Annotated in this window: 15 protein-coding genes, 2 tRNA genes, 3 rRNA genes and 2 pseudogenes; 17 read left to right on the forward strand and 5 right to left on the reverse strand. The window is 43.9% G+C overall.

The features are described 5' to 3' along the window. The 10 genes and pseudogenes from F893_RS00260 to F893_RS00305 form a co-directional block, all read left to right on the forward strand. Positions 1-1,440: ribosomal RNA gene (locus F893_RS00260) — 16S ribosomal RNA — on the forward strand; the annotation flags it as partial. Positions 1,441-1,500: 60 nt separating this feature from the next. Then, positions 1,501-1,577, forward strand: a tRNA-Ile gene (locus tag F893_RS00265). 71 nt (positions 1,578-1,648) lie between these two features. Then, positions 1,649-1,724, forward strand: a tRNA-Ala gene (locus F893_RS00270). Positions 1,725-2,199: 475 nt separating this feature from the next. After that, positions 2,200-5,094: ribosomal RNA gene (locus tag F893_RS00275) — 23S ribosomal RNA — on the forward strand. A gap of 213 nt (positions 5,095-5,307) precedes the next feature. Continuing rightward, a 5S ribosomal RNA gene (rrf, locus tag F893_RS00280) occupies positions 5,308-5,422 on the forward strand. Between the two features lie 287 nt (positions 5,423-5,709). Next, positions 5,710-7,074 (forward strand): MFS transporter, encoded by a 1,365-nt coding sequence (locus F893_RS00285; RefSeq protein ID WP_005245522.1) that lies wholly within the window; start codon positions 5,710-5,712, stop codon positions 7,072-7,074. 343 nt (positions 7,075-7,417) lie between these two features. Beyond that, positions 7,418-8,767: an aromatic acid/H+ symport family MFS transporter gene (locus F893_RS00290; RefSeq protein WP_004647700.1), complete on the forward strand. Its 1,350-nt coding sequence runs from the start codon at positions 7,418-7,420 to the stop codon at positions 8,765-8,767. Between the two features lie 300 nt (positions 8,768-9,067). Beyond that, positions 9,068-9,770, forward strand: a protein-coding gene (locus F893_RS00295; protein WP_004282345.1) for an IS1 family transposase whose coding sequence is annotated in 2 segments (ribosomal slippage) — positions 9,068-9,154 and positions 9,156-9,770 — 702 coding nt in all. Because the reading frame shifts where the segments join, the coding sequence is not laid out codon by codon here. Positions 9,771-9,809: 39 nt separating this feature from the next. Then, a pseudogene (locus tag F893_RS00300) lies at positions 9,810-10,421 on the forward strand (hypothetical protein); the annotation flags it as partial. Between the two features lie 9 nt (positions 10,422-10,430). Continuing rightward, positions 10,431-10,754, forward strand: a complete 324-nt coding sequence (locus tag F893_RS00305; RefSeq protein ID WP_004280804.1) for an ankyrin repeat domain-containing protein — start codon at positions 10,431-10,433, stop codon at positions 10,752-10,754. A 47-nt stretch (positions 10,755-10,801) separates the two neighbouring features. Here F893_RS00305 and F893_RS00310 read toward each other — a convergent pair whose 3' ends face one another. Continuing rightward, entirely contained in the window at positions 10,802-11,353 is a 552-nt protein-coding gene (locus F893_RS00310; RefSeq protein ID WP_005249496.1) for a type 1 glutamine amidotransferase domain-containing protein, read from the reverse strand. 367 nt (positions 11,354-11,720) lie between these two features. Continuing rightward, positions 11,721-12,410 (reverse strand): TIGR04219 family outer membrane beta-barrel protein, encoded by a 690-nt coding sequence (locus F893_RS00315; RefSeq protein ID WP_004280812.1) that lies wholly within the window; start codon positions 12,408-12,410, stop codon positions 11,721-11,723. Positions 12,411-12,544: 134 nt separating this feature from the next. Here F893_RS00315 and F893_RS00320 point away from each other — a divergent pair, with 134 nt between their 5' ends. The 3 genes from F893_RS00320 (at position 12,545) to F893_RS17205 (ending at position 16,175) form a co-directional block, all read left to right on the forward strand. Further along, entirely contained in the window at positions 12,545-13,993 is a 1,449-nt protein-coding gene (locus F893_RS00320; protein WP_034435732.1) for an aldehyde dehydrogenase family protein, read from the forward strand. Between the two features lie 585 nt (positions 13,994-14,578). Beyond that, positions 14,579-16,054 (forward strand): sodium-dependent transporter, encoded by a 1,476-nt coding sequence (locus tag F893_RS00325; RefSeq protein ID WP_005249498.1) that lies wholly within the window; start codon positions 14,579-14,581, stop codon positions 16,052-16,054. Positions 16,055-16,064: 10 nt separating this feature from the next. Continuing rightward, positions 16,065-16,175, forward strand: a complete 111-nt coding sequence (locus F893_RS17205) for a methionine/alanine import family NSS transporter small subunit (protein WP_004647694.1) — start codon at positions 16,065-16,067, stop codon at positions 16,173-16,175. A 175-nt stretch (positions 16,176-16,350) separates the two neighbouring features. Here F893_RS17205 and tnpA read toward each other — a convergent pair whose 3' ends face one another. Continuing rightward, the gene (tnpA, locus tag F893_RS00330; protein ID WP_005249500.1) at positions 16,351-16,764 is read right to left on the reverse strand and encodes an IS200/IS605 family transposase; all 414 of its coding nucleotides are present in this window, start codon (positions 16,762-16,764) and stop codon (positions 16,351-16,353) included. Positions 16,765-16,807: 43 nt separating this feature from the next. On the opposite strand from tnpA, the gene F893_RS00335 reads away from it, so the two are divergent. Both F893_RS00335 and zupT read left to right on the forward strand, forming a co-directional pair. After that, complete coding sequence (locus F893_RS00335) at positions 16,808-18,112, forward strand: RNA-guided endonuclease InsQ/TnpB family protein (protein WP_005249501.1); 1,305 nt, start codon at positions 16,808-16,810, stop codon at positions 18,110-18,112. 32 nt (positions 18,113-18,144) lie between these two features. Beyond that, positions 18,145-18,947, forward strand: a pseudogene (gene zupT / locus F893_RS00340) (zinc transporter ZupT). Positions 18,948-19,017: 70 nt separating this feature from the next. Here the strand turns inward: zupT and rsmB are convergent. After that, positions 19,018-20,325, reverse strand: coding sequence for a 16S rRNA (cytosine(967)-C(5))-methyltransferase RsmB (gene rsmB, locus F893_RS00345; protein WP_005249503.1), 1,308 nt, complete (start codon positions 20,323-20,325; stop codon positions 19,018-19,020). Then, positions 20,322-21,284: a methionyl-tRNA formyltransferase gene (gene fmt / locus F893_RS00350; protein ID WP_005249504.1), complete on the reverse strand. Its 963-nt coding sequence runs from the start codon at positions 21,282-21,284 to the stop codon at positions 20,322-20,324. Before fmt ends, rsmB begins: the two co-directional genes overlap by 4 nt. A 408-nt stretch (positions 21,285-21,692) precedes the next feature. Between fmt and ilvD the strand changes: the two genes are divergently transcribed. Together ilvD and F893_RS00360 are read left to right on the forward strand one after the other, a co-directional pair. After that, on the forward strand, positions 21,693-23,522 hold the full coding sequence (gene ilvD / locus F893_RS00355; protein ID WP_081400828.1) for a dihydroxy-acid dehydratase: 1,830 nt from the start codon (positions 21,693-21,695) through the stop codon (positions 23,520-23,522). Positions 23,523-23,719: 197 nt separating this feature from the next. Next, positions 23,720-25,027, forward strand: a complete 1,308-nt coding sequence (locus tag F893_RS00360; RefSeq protein WP_004647689.1) for an RNA-guided endonuclease InsQ/TnpB family protein — start codon at positions 23,720-23,722, stop codon at positions 25,025-25,027. The last annotated feature ends 84 nt before the right edge of the window (positions 25,028-25,111 follow it).

A 25,111-nucleotide genomic window follows, 5' to 3' on the forward strand; every position in this document is an offset into this window, starting at 1 on the left:
GCGGACGGGTGAGTAATGCTTAGGAATCTGCCTATTAGTGGGGGACAACATCTCGAAAGGGATGCTAATACCGCATACGTCCTACGGGAGAAAGCAGGGGACCTTCGGGCCTTGCGCTAATAGATGAGCCTAAGTCGGATTAGCTAGTTGGTGGGGTAAAGGCCTACCAAGGCGACGATCTGTAGCGGGTCTGAGAGGATGATCCGCCACACTGGGACTGAGACACGGCCCAGACTCCTACGGGAGGCAGCAGTGGGGAATATTGGACAATGGGGGGAACCCTGATCCAGCCATGCCGCGTGTGTGAAGAAGGCCTTTTGGTTGTAAAGCACTTTAAGCGAGGAGGAGGCTACCGAGATTAATACTCTTGGATAGTGGACGTTACTCGCAGAATAAGCACCGGCTAACTCTGTGCCAGCAGCCGCGGTAATACAGAGGGTGCAAGCGTTAATCGGATTTACTGGGCGTAAAGCGCGCGTAGGTGGCCAATTAAGTCAAATGTGAAATCCCCGAGCTTAACTTGGGAATTGCATTCGATACTGGTTGGCTAGAGTATGGGAGAGGATGGTAGAATTCCAGGTGTAGCGGTGAAATGCGTAGAGATCTGGAGGAATACCGATGGCGAAGGCAGCCATCTGGCCTAATACTGACACTGAGGTGCGAAAGCATGGGGAGCAAACAGGATTAGATACCCTGGTAGTCCATGCCGTAAACGATGTCTACTAGCCGTTGGGGCCTTTGAGGCTTTAGTGGCGCAGCTAACGCGATAAGTAGACCGCCTGGGGAGTACGGTCGCAAGACTAAAACTCAAATGAATTGACGGGGGCCCGCACAAGCGGTGGAGCATGTGGTTTAATTCGATGCAACGCGAAGAACCTTACCTGGTCTTGACATAGTAAGAACTTTCCAGAGATGGATTGGTGCCTTCGGGAACTTACATACAGGTGCTGCATGGCTGTCGTCAGCTCGTGTCGTGAGATGTTGGGTTAAGTCCCGCAACGAGCGCAACCCTTTTCCTTATTTGCCAGCGGGTTAAGCCGGGAACTTTAAGGATACTGCCAGTGACAAACTGGAGGAAGGCGGGGACGACGTCAAGTCATCATGGCCCTTACGACCAGGGCTACACACGTGCTACAATGGTCGGTACAAAGGGTTGCTACCACGCGAGTGGATGCTAATCTCAAAAAGCCGATCGTAGTCCGGATTGGAGTCTGCAACTCGACTCCATGAAGTCGGAATCGCTAGTAATCGCGGATCAGAATGCCGCGGTGAATACGTTCCCGGGCCTTGTACACACCGCCCGTCACACCATGGGAGTTTGTTGCACCAGAAGTAGGTAGTCTAACCTTAGGGGGGACGCTTACCACGGTGTGGCAGATGACTGGGGTGAAGTCGTAACAAGGTAGCCGTAGGGGAACCTGCGGCTGGATCACCTCCTTAACGAAAGATTGACGATTGGTAAGAATCCACAACAAGTTGTTCTTCATACGATGTATCTGAGGGTCTGTAGCTCAGTTGGTTAGAGCACACGCTTGATAAGCGTGGGGTCACAAGTTCAAGTCTTGTCAGACCCACCAAATCTGACTAACGAAGCATGAAAGTGCTGAAGCAAACAGAACAGAACGATACATTGACTTATTGATAAGCTGGGGACTTAGCTTAGTTGGTAGAGCGCCTGCTTTGCACGCAGGAGGTCAGGAGTTCGACTCTCCTAGTCTCCACCAAATTTCAAGATCATAAAAGCACTGCTTTTACTTGAAATTTAAGCAAGAAGCTACGCTTCGCGCAGTATGTAAGCATACAGTGATGAAGTTGTTTAGTTCCTAAGCGATCAAGTGTTTAGATCCTAGAGATTAACAAGTACAAGCGTTATGATACGCGCACTTGATAATCTCTGTGATTTATCACAGTTTCCTGACCTGACGAAGGCTGGAAAAATCATTAACAGAATATATTTGAGTTGAAATAATTTGTTCAAACTCGTTTTTAAGATCAACGCTAACAGTGATTTATTACTGTGATGTGAAGATTAAGGAAATGAGTTCTAGCGAAATTAACTGAATCAAGCGTTTTGGTATATGAATCTAATTGAAGCTGTACGGTGCTTAAGTGCACAAACGCCAACTGTATGAGTGAGTCGCAAGACAAGCTCTGTTGCTTATCCTACTTGTAAGGATAAACGACTGTTTGGGGTTGTATAGTCAAGTAATTAAGTGCATGTGGTGGATGCCTTGGCAGTCAGAGGCGAAGAAAGACGTGATAGCCTGCGAAAAGCTCCGGGGAGGCGGCAAATATCCTGTGATCCGGAGATGTCTGAATGGGGAAACCCACTTACCATAAGGTAGGTATTGCAACATGAATACATAGTGTTGCAAGGCGAACGAGGGGAAGTGAAACATCTCAGTACCCTTAGGAAAAGAAATCAATTGAGATTCCCTCAGTAGCGGCGAGCGAAAGGGGAAGAGCCCATTAAGTCATATAAGTTCTAGTGGAACGCTCTGGGAAGTGCGACCGTAGACGGTGATAGTCCTGTACACGAAAGGGCTTATATGATGATGTCGAGTAGGGCGAGGCACGTGAAACCTTGTCTGAATATGGGGGGACCATCCTCCAAGGCTAAATACTCCTGACTGACCGATAGTGAACCAGTACCGTGAGGGAAAGGCGAAAAGAACCCCTGTGAGGGGAGTGAAATAGATCCTGAAACCGCATGCATACAAGCAGTGGGAGCCGGCTTAGTCCGGTGACTGCGTACCTTTTGTATAATGGGTCAGCGACTTATATTCAGTAGCAAGGTTAACCGCATAGGGGAGCCGTAGGGAAACCGAGTCTTAATAGGGCGTTTAGTTGCTGGGTATAGACCCGAAACCAGGTGATCTATCCATGAGCAGGTTGAAGGTTGGGTAACACTAACTGGAGGACCGAACCCACTGTCGTTGAAAAGCCAGGGGATGACTTGTGGATAGGGGTGAAAGGCTAATCAAACTTGGTGATAGCTGGTTCTCCCCGAAAGCTATTTAGGTAGCGCCTCGGACGAATACCATTGGGGGTAGAGCACTGTTTCGGCTAGGGGGTCATCCCGACTTACCAAACCGATGCAAACTCCGAATACCAATGAGTACTATCCGGGAGACAGACTGCGGGTGCTAACGTCCGTAGTCAAGAGGAAAACAATCCAGACCGCCAGCTAAGGCCCCAAAATTATAGTTAAGTGGGAAACGATGTGGGAAGGCATAGACAGCTAGGAGGTTGGCTTAGAAGCAGCCACCCTTTAAAGAAAGCGTAATAGCTCACTAGTCGAGTCGGCCTGCGCGGAAGATGTAACGGGGCTAAAACTATATGCCGAAGCTGCGGATGCATAATTTATTATGCGTGGTAGGGGAGCGTTCTGTAAGCCGATGAAGGTGGATTGAGAAGTCTGCTGGAGGTATCAGAAGTGCGAATGCTGACGTGAGTAACGACAATGCGAGTGAAAAACTCGCACGCTGAAAGACCAAGGGTTCCAGTCCAACGTTAATCGGGGCTGGGTGAGTCGACCCCTAAGGCGAGGCCGAGAGGCGTAGTCGATGGGAAATTGGTTAATATTCCAATACTTCTGTGTAATGCGATGAGAGGACGGAGAAGGTTAAGTCAGCCTGGCGTTGGTTGTCCAGGTGGAAGGTTGTAGGCATGTATCTTAGGCAAATCCGGGGTACTCTATGCTGAGAACTGATAGCAAGCTGTACTTGTACAGTGAAGTGGCTGATACCATGCTTCCAGGAAAAGTCTCTAAGCTTCAGTTACACAGGAATCGTACCCGAAACCGACACAGGTGGTCAGGTCGAGTAGACCAAAGCGCTTGAGAGAACTCTGCTGAAGGAACTAGGCAAAATGGTACCGTAACTTCGGGAGAAGGTACGCTGTTGTCTGTGATAGGACTTGCTCCTTGAGCGGCCGACAGCCTCAGAAACCAGGCCCCTGCAACTGTTTATTAAAAACATAGCACTCTGCAAACACGAAAGTGGACGTATAGGGTGTGATGCCTGCCCGGTGCTGGAAGGTTAATTGATGGGGTTAGCGTAAGCGAAGCTCTTGATCGAAGCCCCAGTAAACGGCGGCCGTAACTATAACGGTCCTAAGGTAGCGAAATTCCTTGTCGGGTAAGTTCCGACCTGCACGAATGGCATAATGATGGGGGCGCTGTCTCCAGCAGAGACTCAGTGAAATCGAATTCGCCGTGAAGATGCGGTGTACCCGCGGCTAGACGGAAAGACCCCGTGAACCTTTACTGCAGCTTGACATTGAACTTTGATCTTACTTGTGTAGGATAGGTGGGAGGCTTTGAAGTCGCGACGCTAGTTGCGATGGAGCCGTCCTTGAAATACCACCCTGGTAATATTGAGGTTCTAACTCTGTCCCGTTATCCGGGACGAGGACCATGTCTGGTGGGTAGTTTGACTGGGGCGGTCTCCTCCTAAAGAGTAACGGAGGAGTACGAAGGTGCGCTCAGCGTGGTCGGAAATCACGCGTAGAGTATAAAGGCAAAAGCGCGCTTAACTGCGAGACCCACAAGTCGAGCAGGTACGAAAGTAGGTCTTAGTGATCCGGTGGTTCTGTATGGAAGGGCCATCGCTCAACGGATAAAAGGTACTCTGGGGATAACAGGCTGATACCGCCCAAGAGTTCATATCGACGGCGGTGTTTGGCACCTCGATGTCGGCTCATCTCATCCTGGGGCTGAAGCAGGTCCCAAGGGTATGGCTGTTCGCCATTTAAAGAGGTACGCGAGCTGGGTTTAGAACGTCGTGAGACAGTTCGGTCCCTATCTACCGTGGGCGTTGGAAATTTGAGAGGATCTGCTCCTAGTACGAGAGGACCAGAGTGGACGAACCTCTGGTGTACCGGTTGTCACGCCAGTGGCATCGCCGGGTAGCTATGTTCGGAAGGGATAACCGCTGAAAGCATCTAAGCGGGAAGCCTACCTCAAGATAAGATTTCCCCGAGACTTTATGTCTCCTAAAGAGCCGTTGAAGACTACGACGTTGATAGGTTGGATGTGGAAGCATAGTGATATGTGAAGCTGACCAATACTAATTGCTCGTGAGGCTTGACTATACAACACCCAAACAGTTGTTGTACGAACTTCGAAAGAAGTGAAGCTCAATTGATTCGAAATCAAACGATCAAACTTGATTTAGTTGAAAAGCTAGATAAAATGAACAACCTAATTTAACTCAAGTATCTCTGTTAATAACTCATTTGGTACGAAGTACGGCAAACACTGCAACAGCAGTTAAATAAGACCCGAACAAGTCCATAAACAGTTGTGCTGGCGACCATAGCAAGAGTGAACCACCTGATCCCTTCCCGAACTCAGAAGTGAAACCTCTTAGCGCTGATGGTAGTGTGGGATTACCCATGTGAGAGTAAGTCATCGCCAGCTCATTATTCCAAAACACCCTCTGCTAACGCAGGGGGTGTTTTTTTTATGCGTGGGATTTTAGTCAAATAGCTCTTGGAATTGTTGAATATTGATTAAAAACTAGACTCATGGGTTTAGATTTTTAAGGAATAAGTAAGACTTTAGTCGGATATTGCATGAAAAGTAGCTGTGTTGAACTAAGTTGTTGCGAAGACATGGCGATAAGAATCATTAAAAATAATAAATAAGAGTTAGGGTCATGTGTCGTGCTGAAAACAACGAAAAAAACTCACAGGAGGTGAGTAAAAATGGCAGAAAACATGAAGCGAGTAGCAAACACGGTAAGTGTGAATGATGTGATTGATCAGGCAAAATTCACTAAATTTCACTTAAGCATTGTATTATGGTGTTTGTTTATTGTCCTATTTGACGGATATGATTTAGCAATTAACGGTGTCGTTCTGCCTCTACTTATGCAAGAGTGGGGCATGAGTGCTGTTCAAGCAGGCATGCTTGCAAGTACAGCACTCGCTGGCATGATGTTTGGAGCCATGCTGTTTGGGATGCTTGCAGACAAAATTGGTCGTAAAAAAGTTATCTTGATTTGTGTTTCTTTATTTAGTGCTTTTACATTTTTAGGTGGATTTACCACTAATCCAACAGAATTTGGTATTTTACGTTTTATTGCTGGTTTAGGGATTGGTGGTGTATTACCAAACTTAGTCGCTCTAACGTCTGAATATGCACCTAAACGTTTAAAAAGCACACTGGTAACCACCATGTTTAGTGGTTATGCGGTGGGCGGTATTATGGCTGCATTATGCGGTACATGGTTTACACCAAGTTTTGGTTGGGAAATTATGTTCTTCATTGCAGGTATTCCATTACTTTTTGTTCCATTTTTTTGGAAGTTCTTACCTGAGTCTTTAACTTTCCTCGTTAAAGAACAAAAAGTGAATGAAGCACGTCGTTTTATAAAGCAAGTCGAGCCAACTGCAGACATACAAGAAGATACTGAACTGGTTCTAGCTAGCGCTGATCAGACCCAAAGTGCATCAGTAAAAGCTTTATTTACAGAAAATCGTGCCACAGGAACATTCTTATTTTGGATTGCTTTCTTTATGTGCTTACTCATGCTTTACGCACTTGGAAGCTGGCTACCAAAACTGATGATGGCAGCGGGATATTCTTTAGGTAGCAGTTTAATGTTCTTATTAGCACTGAATATTGGTGCCGTGATCGGAACCATTAGCGGTGGTATTTTGGCAGACCGTTTTGACTTTAAACCTGTTCTTATGAGTATGTTAACTGTCGGTGTACTATCTTTGGTTGGTTTGGGCTTTAATTCTCCAACCCCTGTTATTTATTTACTTGTGAGTTTAGCAGGTGCCTCATCTATTGGTACCAGTATCTTGTTATATAGCTATGTTGCTCAATACTATCCTGTTGCAGTACGTTCTACTGGTATTGGTTGGGCTTCTGCTGTAGGGCGTACAGGTGCAATTGTTGGCCCAATCGTGATTGGTATGCTACTTGGTATGGAGTTACCACATAAATGGAACTTTATCGCGGTAGCAATGCCAGGTATTATTGGTATCATCGCTATTTCAATGATTCGTAAGCCACAATCTGGTCGCGTGGTGGTGAAAAAATTAAAAACAGCCAAAATTTAAACTCTCGTAATTAACCTACTCAGTTAAAAAAGCTCCTTACTTAAAGGGGCTTTTTCATATCTTTAGTATGAAATTAAATCAATATTCAATTGGTCAAAAGAATAAGCGGATTAATAGAGCTTAAATATTGGGCGAATTAAAAAATAAACATCAATTATTCAAAAGTTTATATTAATAATAGTGTGACATATCACGCAAATAAATGACATTTCCGAGAGCATAGCAGAATATCAATTAGTCTTATTGTGCCTTAAATCCCGCTTGCGTATATTGCCTGACATTGAAGATTGACTTCAGTCTTCAACAAGATGTTATGGACAAGTACTCATGGGAGATGAGAACGATGACAACGGAAAAAATAGATGTAAATTCTGTAGTCGATAATGCGAAATTCACGCCTTTCCACTTCAATGTAGTTGCTTGGTGTTTACTCATTATCTTATTTGATGGCTACGATCTCGCAATCAATGGTGTAGTTTTACCGTTATTGATGCAAGACTGGGGCTTAAGTGCAGTGCAGGCTGGAATGCTTGCAAGTACCGCACTGGCTGGCATGATGTTTGGTGCGATGATCTTTGGTTCCCTCGCGGACAAGATCGGTCGTAAGAAAGTGATTATGATCTGTATTGTATTATTTAGTGGTTTAACTTTTGCCGGCGGCTTTGCTTCAAACCCAACCGAATTCGGTATTTTACGTTTCCTTGCCGGTCTTGGTATTGGTGGCGTAATGCCAAACCTGGTGGCATTGACTTCGGAATATGCCCCACAAAAAATGCGTAGTACGCTGGTGACCACCATGTTTAGTGGTTATGCGGTCGGTGGCGTAATGGCTGCGTTATTGGGTTCATGGTTTACCCCAAGTTTTGGTTGGCAAATCATGTTCTTTATCGCGGGTATTCCACTGTTTTTATTACCAGTGATCTGGAAATTCCTGCCTGAGTCGCTCGCATTTATTGTGAAACAGAACAAGCAGCCAGAAGCTCGTCGTATTGTACGTCGCTTGGCGCCAAATCTGACGGTTACCGAGAATACAACTTTCACTTTGCCACAGGAAAATGTGCCTGAAGCAGCCAACGTGGTGAGCTTGTTCCGTCGTGGTCGTGCGGTCAATACTTTACTGTTCTGGGTCGCGTTCTTCACTTGTCTGTTAACCATGTATGCACTGAGCAGCTGGTTACCGAAGTTGATGATGGCAGCAGGCTACTCGATGGACAACAGCTTGATGTTCATGATGGTAATGAACGTTGGTGCGGTTGTGGGTATTGTCGGTGGTGGTATTCTTGCGGATCGTTTCCACCTGAAACCGGTACTGATGTTCCTGGGTATGATGGGTGCGATTGTGATGAGCTCAATGGGCTTTGCATCTAACCAATTCTTACTTTACATCTTAGTATTCTTGGCTGGTGCAGCGTCAATTGGTTCGCAAATGTTGCTGTATAGCTATGTTGCGCAGTTCTACCCACTTGCAGTACGTTCGACAGGTATTGGCTGGTCTTCTGCGATTGGTCGTATGGGTGCGATTGTAGGGCCGATTCTGATTGGTGGTTTACTTGGTATGAACCTGCCTGCTTACTTTAACTTTATGGCAGTTGGTTTACCGGTTCTGATTACTGCAATTGCTGTTGCATTGATCATGCATGACAATGAATCTGAAAAGATTGGTTCAATTGAACCCGCAGTGTCTAAAGCTTAAAACCAAGTTTGAAATAAGAAGCCTCCGAAAGGGGGCTTTTTTTTCATACCTATAGTATTATGTCTAAAATTTAATCAAAAAATACTATCTATGTTTAATTCAAATTTAACTTCAGATGATACTCAGATAGAGACTAATAAACTTATCTTGGATTTAAAAAGAGTAATAGAAAAAGAATTCAATGCTAGTGATTGGAGTGAGATTGGTCTTTTAGTTAATGCGGATCAAATAATTCATAATCAGGTGGTGTTTCAAAAAGTATGCTGAAAAAAACAATATGGCTTTTGATAAAATAGAGGTATGAAAATAACGCTACAAATCAAATGTCCTACCTGTCTAAGTAACAATATAAAGAGAAATGGCATCAAAGTAGATGGGAAACAAAACCCATCAGTGCAAAGATTGCAAACGTCAGTTTATTGGTGATCATGCATTAAGCTATCAAGGGTGTAACTCAGGTATTACCGGCAAGATATTACATTTGATGGTCAGAGGAAGCGGTGTTAGAGATATTGCTGAAGTCGAGCGTATCAGCATTGGCAAGGTATTACGAACCTTAAGTGAATCGATCTATCAGATTCAGCCTAAACAAAGCCACTACGAATGTCTTGAAGTCGATGAACTTTGGACTTTTGTAGGGAATAAGAAAAATAAACAATGGCTTATTTATGCCTACCATCGAGAATCTGGAGAAATTGTTGCTTATGTTTGGGGTAAGCGGGATTTAGCAACGGTTCAACGTCTTAAAGCTAGACTTAAAAAGCTTGGGGTTCAATATGCTCGAATTGCGAGTGATCATTGGGATAGTTTTATCACAGCATTTCAATGTTGCAAGCAAGTGATTGGTAAGTTTTTTACCGTCGGTATTGAAGGTAACAATTGTAGAATTCGTCATCGAATCAGGCGTGGATTTAGGAGAAGTTGCAACTTTTCTAAAAAGCTCGAAAATCATTTTAAAGCCTTTGATTTGACTTTCTTTTACCTTAATAACGGATTTGTTTAACGCCAGCATACTTTTTGAAACACCACCCATAATCATTCTAGATTGCTAAGAAGTTTGAGCTTTGGTGATGATGATTATGGTGCCAATATTATTGATGTCTTAAGAGCAATTAGTTATAAAAATCCTAAATCTTTACAACAAATTAAAGATTATCTAGAGCACAAATATCCTGATGAGAATACTCTATATGTATCGCATCAAGTAAGTGTAAATAAAATTACATTTTCTCCTTCAGTATTTAGTGTTCCCAGTGTAGATTTAGAAAATGATTTAATAGCTGTAATGATGCCTTTTTCAGGTTTTGATAGTGTCTATTCCTCTATTAAAGAGGCTGCCAAAGGATCTGGTTTTAGATGTTTAAGAGCTGATGATATTTGGGATAACAGTACGATAATTCAGGATATATTTGATTTAATATTTAGAGCTCGAGTAGTAATCGTCGATTTTAGTGGTAAAAATCCAAATGTCATGTATGAAACAGGAATTGCACATACTTTAGGTAAACTAGTTATTCCAATTGCTCAAAGTGTAAGTGATATTCCATCTGATATGATTCATCATAGATCTCTAATCTATTTAAAGAATGGTGAAGGGTTAAAAAATTTAGAAAGTGAACTGTGTAAAAAGCTAACTCAACTAAATTACCATTAGGAACTGACTATGCAATTTAATTCTATCTCCCCAATCCCTGAAGATGACGACGAACTACATCTTCCTGAACTGGTGTACTGGGCATCTTTAGGCGATGTTGAACAGGTCGAAGAGGGCTTACAGGAAGGTCTGGACGTCAACTCAGCCGATGAAGAAGGCTATAGCGCCCTACAAGCCGCTGCTGAAAATGATCATCTGGACGTGGTCAAACTTCTGGTCAGCAAGGGTGCTGATATTGCACATCGCAGTCCTAATACTGCTTTAGAATTGGCCGAAATGGCCGGAAATAAAGACGTTGTGACTTATCTGAAAAGTCTGGCCGGTGGTGTCTGAATATAAAAAAGAACCTCAAATTTGAGGTTCTTTTTTATGGTATGAGCTTAGGCAGCATCACCTTCAAGCTCTTTTAAGATCGCTTCATTGAAAGCCGGTAAATCATCCGGATTACGTGAAGTAATCAGTACCCAGTCGCCAGTATTGCAGCGGTGAACCTGTTCATCAACCCATTTTCCACCGGCATTTTCCAGATCCAGCTTGATGCTCTTATATGAAGTCAGATTCTTGTCTTTGATACGCTGTGCATCAATCAAGGTCCATGGCCCATGACAGATTGCGGCAATCGGTTTGTGATTGTCGGCAAAATGCTGAATGATTTTCTGCGCATCCTGATTGATTCTCAAGGTATCTGCATTGACAGTGCCGCCGGGAATCACCAAAAGATCATAATCATTCGGATCGACATGGTCGAAACTGGTATCCGGCGTGTATTGGGTAGCAGCCTTGGTATCACCTTTGACCGTCGCGACATCTTCATTTTTTTCTGCAGCATGAATGACTTCAAAACCTTTGGACTTTAGAAAATTTAAAGGCTCAGTGAGTTCATCATGTTCAATGCCTTGATTGGATGTAATAAAGAGGACCTTTTTTACCATGATTGCTGTTCCCAAAAAATGTGAGGATTTTTAGCTTAACAATAAGGGAATTCTTACAATGTTGGAGTTTTAGCTCGGAACTGTTAAGCAATGATAAATAAAATAATAGGCAGAAAAAAAAAGCCCCGACATCCTGTTGGGGCTTTTTCGTATCTCGTGATTTAGGTATAACTCCTGTCGTACCTCACGTCCTGGTGTTGCGATGTTATTCTTGTTTTTAGGTCTTCGGAGCATCCTGCTCTCTATGTTTATAAAGTAATACACATCCCGGTAGCGCACTAGCAGCAGATTGCGGTTATTGTTGTACGCTTTGGCTTACATCAGCGCAGAGTAATTGAGCTGTGCAAGCCTAACCGGTTGTATTTCATTAAAAATGTACATCTAAGCCGATATAAGGACCTTTAAATTCAAGTTTTAAATTTGGACGTTGATCCTGCTCAAAATCTACCTGCATGATGCGATAACCGATTTTGGCACCGACATCGACCAGCAGATTATCAATGAAATCATATTGCAGTTCCGCCTGTACGTCGGTCTTACGGGTATCACTGCCGTGACTGTAAACTGCTTCCGCTTTGGCACTCATACCGGTAAATGGCAATTTAACCCCGGCTGTTGCATAGAGCAGTGGACTATATTCATCCAGATCGTATTGAGTGAAAGCGCCGGCAGTCAGGTTTTTTACCGTACCATCCAGATTGGTTAAACCTGCACCTATATCCGCATGCACAATGGTATCTAGCAATTCATAATACAGAATATAGTCAATATTGTTCAGCTCAATTTCTGAGGCATTGATAAGAGAACTCTGTTCGCTATTGCTGTCCAGATTGACGTATTTAATCTTGGCATTTGGTAACAATGGCACAGGATGTTCTACAGCGACAGATAGCTGCGCTGTACCTTGTCGATCTAGCTCATGCTTGAAATTGTTATCCTGACTATAGCCGTCAAAATCCCAGTAACTGAGATCTGCTTTCACGCCGATTACATCTGCATGACTGAGCGTACTGAGTCCAAAACCGAAGAATAAGGTGGTGAGTATTTTTGCGCGCATGGCTCTATTCCCTAAAGCTTTATTAAAATTGGAGGTGTCTGGTTACTTAAAAACATCTTCTTAATATGGAGTAGCAAGTGCATGATATAGAGAATTTCAAAAATGTATATCCTTGGATTTTGCAGGACAATAAGATGGTAGCGAGAAGCACACAACAAACGAAAGAGTATGCATTATATGTCGCCGGTCAGGCCGTTCAGACGGGTGAATGGTTAGAGGTCAAACATAAATATAACCACGAACTGTATGCCCGTGTCGCTTTGGCAGATGCCAACACACTGGAACAGGCGATTCAGTCTGCCGTAGATGCTGAAGCCGAAATGGCTGCCTTGGAGCCGTTTCAGAAACAGAAAATTCTGCTGCATTGCGTACGCCGTTTTCGTGAGATTCATGAAGAATTGACCGAAATTCTGATTGCAGAAGGGGGCAAGCCGCGTAAAGCAGCCGAAGCCGAAGTTGAACGTCTGATTAATACTTTCCAGATTGCCGCAGATGCCGTGACCCAGATTGATCAGGGACGTATGCTGCCTTTGGCCGTGACTGCAGCAGCATCCGGCTATCAGGGCATTGTGAAACAGGTGCCGATTGGTGCGGTGTCTTTGATCAGTCCGTTTAATTTTCCTTTAAATCTGACCGCGCATAAAATTGCTCCTGCGATTGCAGCCGGTTGTCCCTTTGTGCTGAAACCGCCTAGCCTGACCCCGATTTCTGCCTTAAAAATTGCTGAAATTCTGGCGGAAACCGATTTACCGCGAGGTGCGTTTTCGGTATTGCCCTGTCCGCGAGAGCTGGCTGATCTACTGGTCACCGATGAGCGTTTTAAATTACTCAGTTTTACCGGTTCCGATGCTGTAGGCTGGGATATGAAAGCGCGTGCCGGTCGTAAAAAAGTGGTCTTGGAGCTGGGTGGCAATGCTGCTGTCATGATTGAGCCAGATACCGAAATTAACGATGCCTTGATTAACCGTCTAATTGGCGGGGCGTATAACCATGCCGGACAGGTGTGTATCAGTGTGCAACGCATTTTGGTGCATCAGCAGATTTATACTGAAGTGAAGGACAAACTGCTGGCGAAACTGAAAACGATTAAAGCCGCTGATCCGAATCTGAGCACAACCTTGGTTGGTCCGATGATCAAGGAAGATGAAGCCAAACGCCTGAAAAAATGGCTGGATAAAGCCGTGAAAAAAGACGCGAAAATCCTGATTGGAGGCGAATTGAATGGTGTGATGTTCGCACCGACCTTGCTGGAAAATGTAGACCACAGTCTGGAAATCTACCGTGATGAAGCCTTTGGCCCGGTGGCAATTCTGGAAGCGTATGCTGATTTCGAATCCGGTATTGCCTGTATCAACCGCAGCTGTTTTGGCTTGCAAGCTGGAGTGTATACCCAGAATCTGAACAAGATGCTGTATGCCTGGGATCATCTGCATGTCGGCGGTGTCATTATCAATGATATTCCGTCTTTCCGGGTCGATAACATGCCTTATGGCGGGGTCAAAGATTCAGGTCTGGGTCGTGAAGGAATTCAGTCAGCCATTCGCGACATGCAGGAAGAGCGCATGCTGGTGATTAAAGCCTAAGTTTAGAATACTCATCGCTTCGATATCACAGGCAGCTTGTTTTAAATCTGCTTGTGATATTTAAACCGGTTTTTAAAGAGGTCAAAATTCCATGAGAGAATTTGATTTCCCATATCACGGCTTGGTCATGTGCCTTAGTATGAGCCGTTTCATCTTCAAATAATGATCTAAAAACAGATGCTGGATCAGAGTCTTGGAATACATTTTTTGAAACAGCGACCCTGTAGTAAAACTTAAGAAAAATATATTCCAAAAAGTTTGTCAATATATAACTTGCTTAATCTGGCTTATTCCGCAGAATTATTGAACGCTTAATTCGAATAGATTATAAATAACGAATATTTTAAGCAGAATTTACAGAAAAAATTTAAAAAAGTCAGTATTGTTGAATCATCTACAAGGTCAGTTTTTCGATCAGACTTTAAGCAAGATGTAAGACCTGCTGACCTGTTTGTACATTAGAATTCGACGCCCACAAGGTGCCCTCTAATTCAAACACCCAAAATTATTGAAAATGCTTCTTTTTTTGCTTGCGCCATAACCATAACAAGCAGCATCTAAAGGGGTTAAAAGTTTAGGTGTTCTATGACAGAAACTCGTGAGAATTGGTCCGCACGATCAGGATTCATTATTGCAGCGATTGGTTCCGCCGTTGGCTTGGGGAATATCTGGCGTTTCCCTTATGTTGCCTATGAAAATGGTGGCGGGGCATTCCTGATCCCTTATCTGATTGCGATTTTCGCAGCAGGTTTACCTTTATTGTTTTTAGACTATGCGGTCGGACACAAGTTCCGCAAAGCGCCGCCTATGGCCTATAAAAAACTCATGAATGCCGAATCTCTGGGTTGGTGGCAGGTCATGGTCACTCTGGTGATCGGGATTTACTATGCCAGCGTCTTGTCCTGGGCCGGCAGTTATATGTTCTATTCCTTTGGACAGCAGTGGGGCACAGATACCCAGGGCTTCTTCTTCAATACTTACCTGCAAAATGGTGAGGGTCTGACTCTCGGTTTTGTACCTGTGCTGTTCTTTGGTCTAGTGGTCGTTTGGGCAGCAGTCATGCTGATTCTTTACGGTGGAGTACGCCGTGGGGTGGAACTGGCGAATAAAATCTTTATGCCATTGCTGGTGATTTTATTCACGATCCTGGTGATTCAGGCAGTCCGTTTACCGGGTGCAGTCGATGGCTTAAATGCTTTCTTCACGCCAAACTGGGAAGCGATGGCCAACTATAAAGTCTGGTTAGCCGCTTTTGGTCATATCTTCTTCTCACTGTCAGTGGGCTTCGGGATTATGTTGACTTATGCCTCTTACTTGAAACGCAAAACTAACCTGACTGGTTCAGGGATTGTGGTGGCATTGGCCAACTCGTCTTTTGAAATCCTGGCGGGTATTGGTGTCTTTGCAGCACTTGGTTTTATGGCGTTTAGCTCAGGTGCTAAAGTTGAAGATGTGGTATCCGGTGGTATTGGTCTGGCCTTTATTGCGTTTCCGAAAATCATTTCCAGTTTAGGCGCAGGTGGCGACCTGTTCGGTTTCCTGTTCTTTGCTTCATTGACGGTTGCCGGTATTACCTCGATGGTCAGTATCCTGCAAGTTCCGATTGCCGCGTTCCAGGACAAGCTGGGCTGGTCAAAGAACAAGTCAGTGACGATTATTGCTGGTGGTTCAGCAGTGATTTCTACCCTGATGTTCTCGACACATAGTGCGATTACCTTTGTCGATATCATCGACTACTTTGCCAATAACATCGGTATTGTCGGTGGTGGTCTGTTATCGATTATTCTGTTGTCCTGGTTCCGCCGTCCATTAATGAAACAGCTGGAAGGCCATGTGAACGAGTTTGCCAGCGTGAAACTGGGTGCGAGCTGGAAGTTCATGCTGACGGTGATCACGCCGTTGTCCTTATTACTGGCATTAGGCCTGACCCTGAAATCGATCATGGCAGAAGGCTATGGTGATTATCCCGCGAGTACGCTGTGGATGATCGGTGGGGGCACTCTTGCATTCTTTATTCTGGGCGCCATTTTGTTCAGTCTAGTTAAAGACCGTCACAGCTAGGAGAGCGAATATGAATACATCTGCACTAATCATGATGATCATCTCTATCGTTTTATTATGGGGTGGTCTGGTACTGGCTGTGATTCATCTGGCAAAAAATCCGGAAGAACCAGAAGACTAAAAATCTTCACATAAACCTACTGTTGCCATAAACGGAAGTCATTATCATCCTTGATGATAATGACTTTTTTAATGGCTGATGCTTTGACATGATTTCCGTTTCAGATGGACAAGTCTATCTTTAAGTGAAAGAGGACTCCACCCGACAGTCAGGGTGGAGGTGAATTTCACAGATTTTAACCTTGTTGGTTTTGAATGTAATTTTTAATAATATCCAAAGACGCACCACCGCACGACCCTGCAAAATAAGACCTTGACCATAAAACAGGTTTTGCATAACTACCACGTAAATCTAAAAATTCATTCCGCATTCTTCTGCTTGTTACCGATTTTAAATTATTCACCAACTTACTAAGCTGAACAGTTGGTGGGTACTGAATAAGCATGTGAACATGGTCAGCCTCACCATTACATTCTTTTAGTTCTGCATCAAAATCTTTGCATATTTCGGCTACATACTCACTAAAATACTTATGATGTAGATCATTTAGGATTTTCTTTCTGTACTTTGTAATAAATACTAAGTGTACGTGTAAGTTAAAGGCTGAATAGCGGTTTTTATAGATTTCAGTCATTGTTTGATTGTTCATTTAATGATAGCACTTGATTATATTAACACATACATACTCATTTATGAAAATCAACAAAGCGTATAAATTTAGGCTTGAGCCTAATGCAGAGCAGGAGCTTGTTTTAAACAAGTTGCTTGGCTCTGCACGTTTTGTTTGGAATCAAATTTTAGCTGTATCGTTCGAGATGCTTGCTAATAATGAGCGAATCAAGAAAGTTAATTTAGTCAATAAAATTCCTGAATTACGAAAAAAACCTGAGTGTGCTTTTCTAGAAAACAGTTCAAATGGCGTTTCACTTCAACAAAAAGTGCGTGATCTTGGTGATGCCTGGGGGAAGTTCTTTGACCCGAAAGAACAAGCCAAGTTAAAGCAAAAACCATTTAAAGCCAAAAAACCAAGATTCTTCAAATTGCCTGATGGTCGTGAAGTCCAACTTAGACCACTTATGCCACGATTCAAAAAGAAATCTAATGGCTATGATTCCATTCGTATTGTTCAATTTGATAGATATTGCTGGGTTAAAGGTAACCAAGTTAAGTTACCTAATGACATTGGCATTGTGAAATTCAGAAAATCACAAAATATTGTGGGTGAGATTAAGAACGTCACAATCTCAAAGCATGTCGGAAAATGGTATGTGTCATTTGGTGCTGAAAACACAATAGAAACACCGATACACCCATCAGAATCAGCCATTGGTATTGACTTGGGTATTAAGAAATTAATTACAACGTCTAGTGGTCAAGTATTCGACCCGATCAATAGTTTCAAGGCCACTCAGGTAAAGTTAGCTAGGCTTCAGCGCAAGCTGAGAAAGAAAAACAAGTTCAGTCAAAATTGGAAAAAACTTAATTTAAGGATCAATAAATTACACCATCATATTGCCAATATTCGGCATGACTACTTGCACAAAGTCACCACAACGCTCAGCAAAAACCACGCAATGATCGTAGTTGAGGACTTAAAAGTAGCCAATATGTCGAAGTCAGCCAAAGGCTCAATCGAAGAAAAAGGAAAGAATGTTAAAGCTAAATCAGGCTTGAACAAATCAATCCTGGATCAAGGTTGGTCAATGCTTGTTAATATGTTGGTGTACAAACAGCAATGGCGAGGTGGTTTATTCGTTAAAGTTGACCCTAGATATACAAGTCAAACTTGTAGTTCATGTGGTCATGTTGCAAAAGAAAATAGGCTTACTCAAGCAAACTTTGAGTGTGTCAGTTGTTGTTTTAGCGAGAATGCAGATATTAATGCATCTCGCAACATTTTGGCGGTGGGACACACCGTTTTGTCTGTGGAGGGTGGATGCGGTAAAGGTCACCTTGCGAAGCAGAAAGCAAGTGAAATCCGTAAGGAATTCACCTAGGAGCTTTTGCTTTTAGAATCCCCCACTTGAACATCGTGAAAGTGGGGGGAGTATGTCAAACAGCCTTTGCCGTGACTTTATTTGCCGGGCTGGCCACCGTGGTGGGTGGGGGACTGGTATTATTCTTAAAAAAACCTAATTTCCGCCTGCTGGCCTTTGCTGCCGGGGCCATGATTTATGTCTCTTTAACCGAAATTTTGAACAAATCGATCGCGTCCTTTAGCCTGGATTTTGATGAAAAAACCGGTTTTGCCTTTGGTACTTTTGCTTTTTTACTGGGTGTGGTTCTGGTGTTGTTGCTGGATCGCTTTGTGCCGAATCCACATGACACGATTGAAACCCATTCTGCCAAGGGGGTCAGTTCACCTCAATTACTGCGTACCGGCATGCTGACCCTGTTTGCGATTAGCGCACATAACCTGCCGGAAGGACTGGCGACATTTTTTGCCACGCTGGAAAGCCCTGCTTTGGGCGCGCCGTTGGCGGTGGCAATTGCGATTCATAATGTACCAGAAGGTGTGGCGATTGCCTTGTCGGTCTATATGGCCACCGGCCGTAAAGATTATGCGCTCTGGGCCAGTTTGGTTTCCGGACTGGCAGAACCATTGGGGGCAGCGCTCGGTTATTTTATTCTGGCACCTTATATGAGTGAAACCGTCTATGGTCTGATCTTTGGGGTGATTGGTGGTGTGATGGTTTATCTGGCACTGGATGAATTATTGCCGACGGCGAAACGCTATTCTGAAGGTCATGAAACAGTCTATGGGCTGGTCAGCGGCATGGCGGCATGGCGGCATTGGCGAGCAGTCTGGTAATTTTTAAGTTTATTCAATAAACCTCATATTCACTAAATCACAAGCCATAAAAAAGGCAGCTTGCGCTGCCTTTCATTTTAAACGCATGACTTATGCAATTTTTTCTATACGGCAATAGAAGAAGCCGTCGCCTTGATCCGCTTTCGGTAACAATTGACGACCGTGAATCTGTTCGATGCCCCAATCGACTTCGATTTTGATTTCTTTGGCATCGGCATGTTGAGCAAAGAATTCGACCATCTGCTGTTCGTTTTCGGCTTTCAGAATTGAACAGGTGATGTACAGCAAAGTACCACCGACTTTCAGTTGCTGCCACATATTTTCCAGAATCTGCTTTTGCAGCTGTACCGTTTGCGGAATATCTGTGGAATGACGCAGTAAACGGATATCCGGATGACGACGAATCACACCAATTGCAGAACATGGTGCATCCAGTACGATACAATCCACCGGCTCCGGAGCGGTCCAGGTGATCGCATCAGCCGCAATAATTTCAACATCGGCATATTCAGTTAATAGTAAACGTTCCAGATTTTCTGCCACGCGAACTAAACGTTTGGCATCCTGATCAATGGCATACAGTTTTTTCGGGCTATATTTTTCCAGGATATGCGCAGTCTTACCTCCTGGAGCGGCACAGGCATCTACCACGATTTTACCTTCAAGGTCAGGAACTAAGGTCGCGCAAAGCTGGGCATGTTCATCCTGAACCGAGAAACCGCCGGCTTCATAGCCCGGCAGGTTTGGAATATGAACATTCTGTTCCAGCACAATCCCAACTTCAGACAGGGTGCAGGCACGTGCTTCATAGCCTTCTTCTTCCAGAATTTCCAGATATTCATCACGGCTGACCTGATTGACATTGACACGCAAGGTGAGCGGTGCAATCTGTTTCAAGTCATGTGACAGTTCGGTAAGCTGTTCAGGCCAGTCTTTCTTTAAACGCTTGTAGAGCCAGCTTGGCAGCCCATGCGCCTGATTTAAGGCCAGGTCAAATTCTTCTGTTTCACGTGAAACACGACGCAGAACGGCATTCACCAGACCACTTAAAGGTTCAAAACCCAGCTGTTTGGCTGCAGTCACGGTTTCTGAAATCGCAGCATGTGCCGGAATACGGGTACATAGAATCTGGTACAAACCCAAATATAAGCAGCTTTCTAAAGCCTGATTATCGAGAGGTTTGGTTAATAACGGCAGGGTGATGGCTTTCAGGCCGTGCCACTGACGTAAACAGCCTAAAGTTAACTCGTGATATAGGCCACGGTCACGTTCAGATACGATATTGATATGTTGATTGAGTACAGAAGCAAGTGATTGGCCATTTTGTACAGCCAATAGGGTTTTTACAACTTGCGCGCGCAAATTCAAGTTTTTAGCTGATGATTGAATTTGGCTCATGCGAATTTATATCCTACCGATAGTTTTTGAGTTTGATTAATTTGAACAGCATTCAGGGCTTTGCCACCTGGCCATTGCAGATTGGTGATGCAAATGGCGTTCTGATCACCACACATCACATGTACGCCGTCTTTATCCAGAGCAATCACTTCGCCAGGCAGGGCATTGCTTACGTTTTGCGTAGAAAGTGATGAATTCCAGATGCGTAAATTGTTGCTGTCATCCAGCGGGGTAAAGGCCACCGGCCAGGGATTAAAGGCACGAATATTCCGGTCAATCTCTGCCGCAGGCTGGCTCCAGTCGATTTGTGCTTCCGCTTTCGACAGCTTATGCGCATAGACGGTCAAGGCTTCATCTTGTACTTCACGCTGCGCGAAATAGTGCTGTAAGGTCTGTTCCGATGCTAAAACCTTTACTGTCGCTTCTGCGCCTTGTGATGCCAGTTTGTCATGCAGGCTGGCAGAAGTATCTTCAGCGGTGATTGGACAGATGGTTTTATACAGCATGTCACCGGTATCCAGCCCGGCCGCCATTTTCATGATGGTTACACCGGTCTCGGTATCGCCGGTGGCAATGGCACGTTGAATCGGTGCTGCACCGCGCCAGCGCGGAAGTAATGAACCATGAATATTCAGACAGCCATATTTGGGTGTATCCAGAACCACTTGTGGCAGGATCAGGCCATAGGCCGCCACCACCATCACATCTGCATTTAAGGCTTTGAGTTCTGCTTGTGCTGCCAGACCTTCTTCAGTCGATGACTTGAAGTGCAAAGGCTGATAGACCGGAATATTGTGTTCTAGCGCCAACTGCTTGACTGCAGATGCCGTGAGTTTTTGCCCGCGTCCGGCTTTGCGGTCAGGCTGGGTATAGACCGCCACAATTTCATGCTCGGTTTTGAGTAGCGCAGCCAATGCAGTCGCTGCAAATTCTGGTGTGCCTGCAAATATGATCTTCACACATGAAATTCCAAATAAACTTAAAAGCTATTATAAGCCAAAAGCCAAATTTCAGCCTAATCGTTGCAAAAACTTATCCAATAAGCGTGCTGAGTGCTTGAATTTCGGTGGATTTTTTATATAAAAAAAACTCATGCAAATTGTAAAAATTATTCATGAAAGTTTTGTATTGTCCTGACGATGATGGCGGTATAGTAGATTTCATCAAGAAATTTTTATCGCCAGATCATCATAATCTCTCTATAGATATTTTTGCCTGTATCTACAACCAAAAGGTCATCTTGTAAAACAAGGACTTGTAGTATGATAGGTCTAAAATACAACTGATCTAAGCTCATTGTCAGTATGATTTAGCCAGAGTGGATCTGTCCGGTTCATTTCAAGCTCAAACTTTGTTGGAAATATAAAATGCCTGACTATCGTTCAAAAACATCGACACACGGAAGAAATATGGCTGGCGCACGCGGTTTATGGCGTGCCACCGGCATGAAAGATGAAGATTTCGGTAAGCCGATTATTGCGGTGGTGAACTCGTTCACCCAGTTTGTACCGGGTCATGTGCATCTTAAAGACCTGGGTCAGCTGGTGGCACGTCAAATTGAAGCGTCAGGCGGCGTGGCCAAAGAATTCAATACTATTGCGGTCGATGACGGCATCGCGATGGGTCATGATGGCATGTTGTATTCATTGCCTTCGCGTGACCTGATTGCAGACTCGGTCGAGTACATGGTCAATGCCCATTGTGCCGATGCGATGGTATGTATCTCGAACTGTGACAAGATCACCCCAGGCATGTTAATGGCCGCGATGCGTCTGAACATTCCAGTAGTATTTGTCTCTGGCGGTCCAATGGAAGCGGGCAAGGTCAAAATCCGTGGCAATGAAAAAGCCATTGACCTAGTCGATGCCATGATTGCTGCAGCAGATGACAGCTTCACTGATGAAGAAGTCGCAGAATACGAACGTTCTGCTTGTCCAACTTGTGGTTCATGTTCAGGCATGTTTACCGCAAACTCGATGAACTGTTTGACTGAAGCACTTGGTTTATCGCTTCCGGGCAATGGTTCAACACTGGCAACCCATGCCAACCGTAAAAAATTATTTGAAAAAGCTGGTCAACTGATTGTTGAATTGGCGAAACGTCATTATGAACAGGAAGATTACAGCATCTTGCCACGTTCAATCGCAACCAAAGCGGCATTTGAAAATGCAATGACTTTAGACATTTCCATGGGTGGTTCAACCAATACGGTTCTGCATTTGTTGGCAGCAGCACACGAAGCTGAAGTCGACTTTACTATGACCGATATCGACCGTTTGTCACGTAATGTGCCGGTACTATGTAAAGTTGCGCCGGCGAAACAGGATGTCCATATGGAAGATGTACACCGTGCCGGTGGCATCATGTCGATTCTGGGCGAACTGGATCGTGCAGGCTTACTGGATACTTCTGTTCCAACGGTCCATGAAAAAACTTTAAAAGATGCCTTGGATAAATGGGACATCATCCGTACCGAAGATGAAGAGGTGTATCAATTCTTCAAATCGGCACCGGGCGGTGTTCCGACCCAGACCGCATTCTCGCAAGACCGTTACTATGCGCGCTTAGATGGTGACCGTGACAATGGCGTGATCCGTAATGCAGCCAATGCCTTCTCACAAGATGGTGGTCTAGCGGTACTTTACGGCAACATCGCGCTAGAAGGCTGTATCGTAAAAACTGCGGGTGTGGATGATTCAATCCTGAAATTCAACGGGACTGCACGTGTGTTTGAAAGTCAGGATGCTGCAGTTGAAGCCATTCTTGGCGGCAAAATCACTGCGGGTGATGTCGTCGTGATTCGCTATGAAGGTCCACGTGGTGGCCCGGGTATGCAGGAAATGCTGTATCCAACCAGTTACTTAAAATCGAAAGGTTTGGGTAAAGACTGCGCACTTTTAACGGATGGCCGTTTCTCGGGTGGTTCGTCTGGTCTGTCGATTGGTCACGTGTCGCCTGAAGCGGCTGAAGGCGGTGCAATTGGTCTGGTGGAAGATGGCGACCGTATCGAAATTGATATTCCAAACCGTACCATTCACCTGGCAGTGGATGATGCAACCATGGCAGCGCGCCGTGAAGCACAAGAAGCCAAAGGCTGGCAGCCTGCTGAACAGCGTCCGCGTAAAGTGTCTAAAGCACTGAAAGCGTATGCGATGCATACTACTAGTGCGTCGAAAGGTGCGGTACGTGATATCTAATTTGTAATTTTACAGATTTAAATAGCACTCCAGATGGGGTGCTTTTTTTATACAAGAAACTATCTTAAAATGAAAGAGGACTCCACCCGACAGTCAGGGTGGAGGTGAATTTCGTAAGTTTTTTAATTTAGCTTTAATTCGTTTTTATGTTAAAATAAAAGAAATATAACATTGTATTTAAATAAGTTTTAAAAAAAATGAAAATCAACAAGGCGTATAAATTTAGGCTTGAGCCTAATGAAGAGCAAGAGGTTATTTTAAACAATCTTGTTGGTTCTGCGCGTTTTGTTTGGAATCAAATTTTAGTTGTGTCATTTGAAATGTTTGCAAAGAATGAATTTATCAATGCAACCAATTTGGTGAATAAAATCACCAGTCTTAAAAAGAATCCTGAATATGCTTTTTTAGCAAATCATTCTAATGCTGTTTCCCTACAGCAAAAAATTCGTGATCTGGCTTCGGCTTGGACAAGGTTTTTCAATGCAAAAGAACATGCAAGATTAAAAGAAAATAAGCGTAAACCACGCAAGCCCAAATTCCTCAAACTCACTGATGGTTCTGAAATCCAGTTACGCCCACTGATGCCTAGATTTAAGAAAAAATCAGATGGTTACGATTCAATTAGATTGGTGCAATTTGATAAATATTGTCGAATTGAGGGTAATCGAGTTAAGCTGCCAAATGGCATAGGATTTGTGAAATTTAGAAAATCACAAGATATTCTAGGCACAATTAAGAATGTGACAATCAGTAAGAGATCAGGTCATTGGTATATTTCATTTGGCAGTGAAAAAGAGTTATTGGAAAATCCAGTACATCCATCCAAAACCGCAGTTGGTGTTGATTTAGGTGTCAAGAAATTAGTCACAACATCTGAGGGTGAGGTATTTAACCCAAAGAACAGTTTTAAAACCAACCAAATTAAATTAGCTAAACTTCAACGTAAGTTGAGCAAAAAAGTGAAGTTTAGTGAAAATTGGAAAAAGTTGAACACCACAATTAACAAGCTACATTATCATATTGCCAATATTCGGCATGACTACCTACATAAAGTCACGACAACTCTCAGCAAAAACCACGCAATGATCGTAGTTGAGGACTTAAAAGTAGCCAATATGTCGAAGTCAGCAAGTGGCACAATCGAGAAAAAAGGAAAGAATGTCAAAGCCAAGTCGGGCTTAAACAAGGCAATCCTAGATCAAGGTTGGTCAATGCTTGTTGATATGTTGGAGTACAAACAACAATGGCGAGGTGGTTTACTCGTTAAGATTGACCCGAAATACACAAGTCAAACGTGTAGCTCCTGCGGTCATGTTGCAAAAGAAAATAGGCTTACTCAGGCACATTTTGAATGTGTTGCGTGTGGCTTTAGCGAGAATGCGGATATTAACGCTTCTCGTAATATTTTGGCGGTGGGACACACCGTTTTGTCTGTGGAAGGTGGATGCGGTAAAGGTTGCCCGATGAAGCAGAAAGCAAGCGAAATCCGTGAGGAAGTCACCTAAGAGCTGATGCTTTTAGAATCCCCCACTTGAATAAAGTGAAAGTGGTGGGAGTATGTCAAACAATGGCCTTAAAATAAATTGTCC

It is taken from the genome of Acinetobacter sp. CIP 102136, from assembly GCF_000369685.1.
Taxonomy (GTDB): Bacteria; Pseudomonadota; Gammaproteobacteria; order Pseudomonadales; family Moraxellaceae; genus Acinetobacter; species Acinetobacter fasciculus.

Bases quoted from the DNA above. Each gene is read 5' to 3' on its own strand.
- F893_RS17205 (WP_004647694.1), top strand. From the start codon at position 16,065: ATGAATACATCTGCACTAATCATGATGATCATCTCTATCGTTTTATTA.
- F893_RS00290 (WP_004647700.1), top strand. From the start codon at position 7,418: ATGACAACGGAAAAAATAGATGTAAATTCTGTAGTCGATAATGCGAAA.
- F893_RS00335 (WP_005249501.1), top strand. From the start codon at position 16,808: ATGAAAATCAACAAAGCGTATAAATTTAGGCTTGAGCCTAATGCAGAG.
- F893_RS00285 (WP_005245522.1), top strand. From the start codon at position 5,710: ATGGCAGAAAACATGAAGCGAGTAGCAAACACGGTAAGTGTGAATGAT.
- rsmB (WP_005249503.1), bottom strand. From the start codon at position 20,325: ATGAGCCAAATTCAATCATCAGCTAAAAACTTGAATTTGCGCGCGCAA.
- F893_RS00310 (WP_005249496.1), bottom strand. From the start codon at position 11,353: ATGGTAAAAAAGGTCCTCTTTATTACATCCAATCAAGGCATTGAACAT.
- F893_RS00315 (WP_004280812.1), bottom strand. From the start codon at position 12,410: ATGCGCGCAAAAATACTCACCACCTTATTCTTCGGTTTTGGACTCAGT.
- tnpA (WP_005249500.1), bottom strand. From the start codon at position 16,764: ATGAACAATCAAACAATGACTGAAATCTATAAAAACCGCTATTCAGCC.
- ilvD (WP_081400828.1), top strand. From the start codon at position 21,693: ATGCCTGACTATCGTTCAAAAACATCGACACACGGAAGAAATATGGCT.
- F893_RS00320 (WP_034435732.1), top strand. From the start codon at position 12,545: ATGGTAGCGAGAAGCACACAACAAACGAAAGAGTATGCATTATATGTC.
- F893_RS00360 (WP_004647689.1), top strand. From the start codon at position 23,720: ATGAAAATCAACAAGGCGTATAAATTTAGGCTTGAGCCTAATGAAGAG.
- F893_RS00305 (WP_004280804.1), top strand. From the start codon at position 10,431: ATGCAATTTAATTCTATCTCCCCAATCCCTGAAGATGACGACGAACTA.
- F893_RS00325 (WP_005249498.1), top strand. From the start codon at position 14,579: ATGACAGAAACTCGTGAGAATTGGTCCGCACGATCAGGATTCATTATT.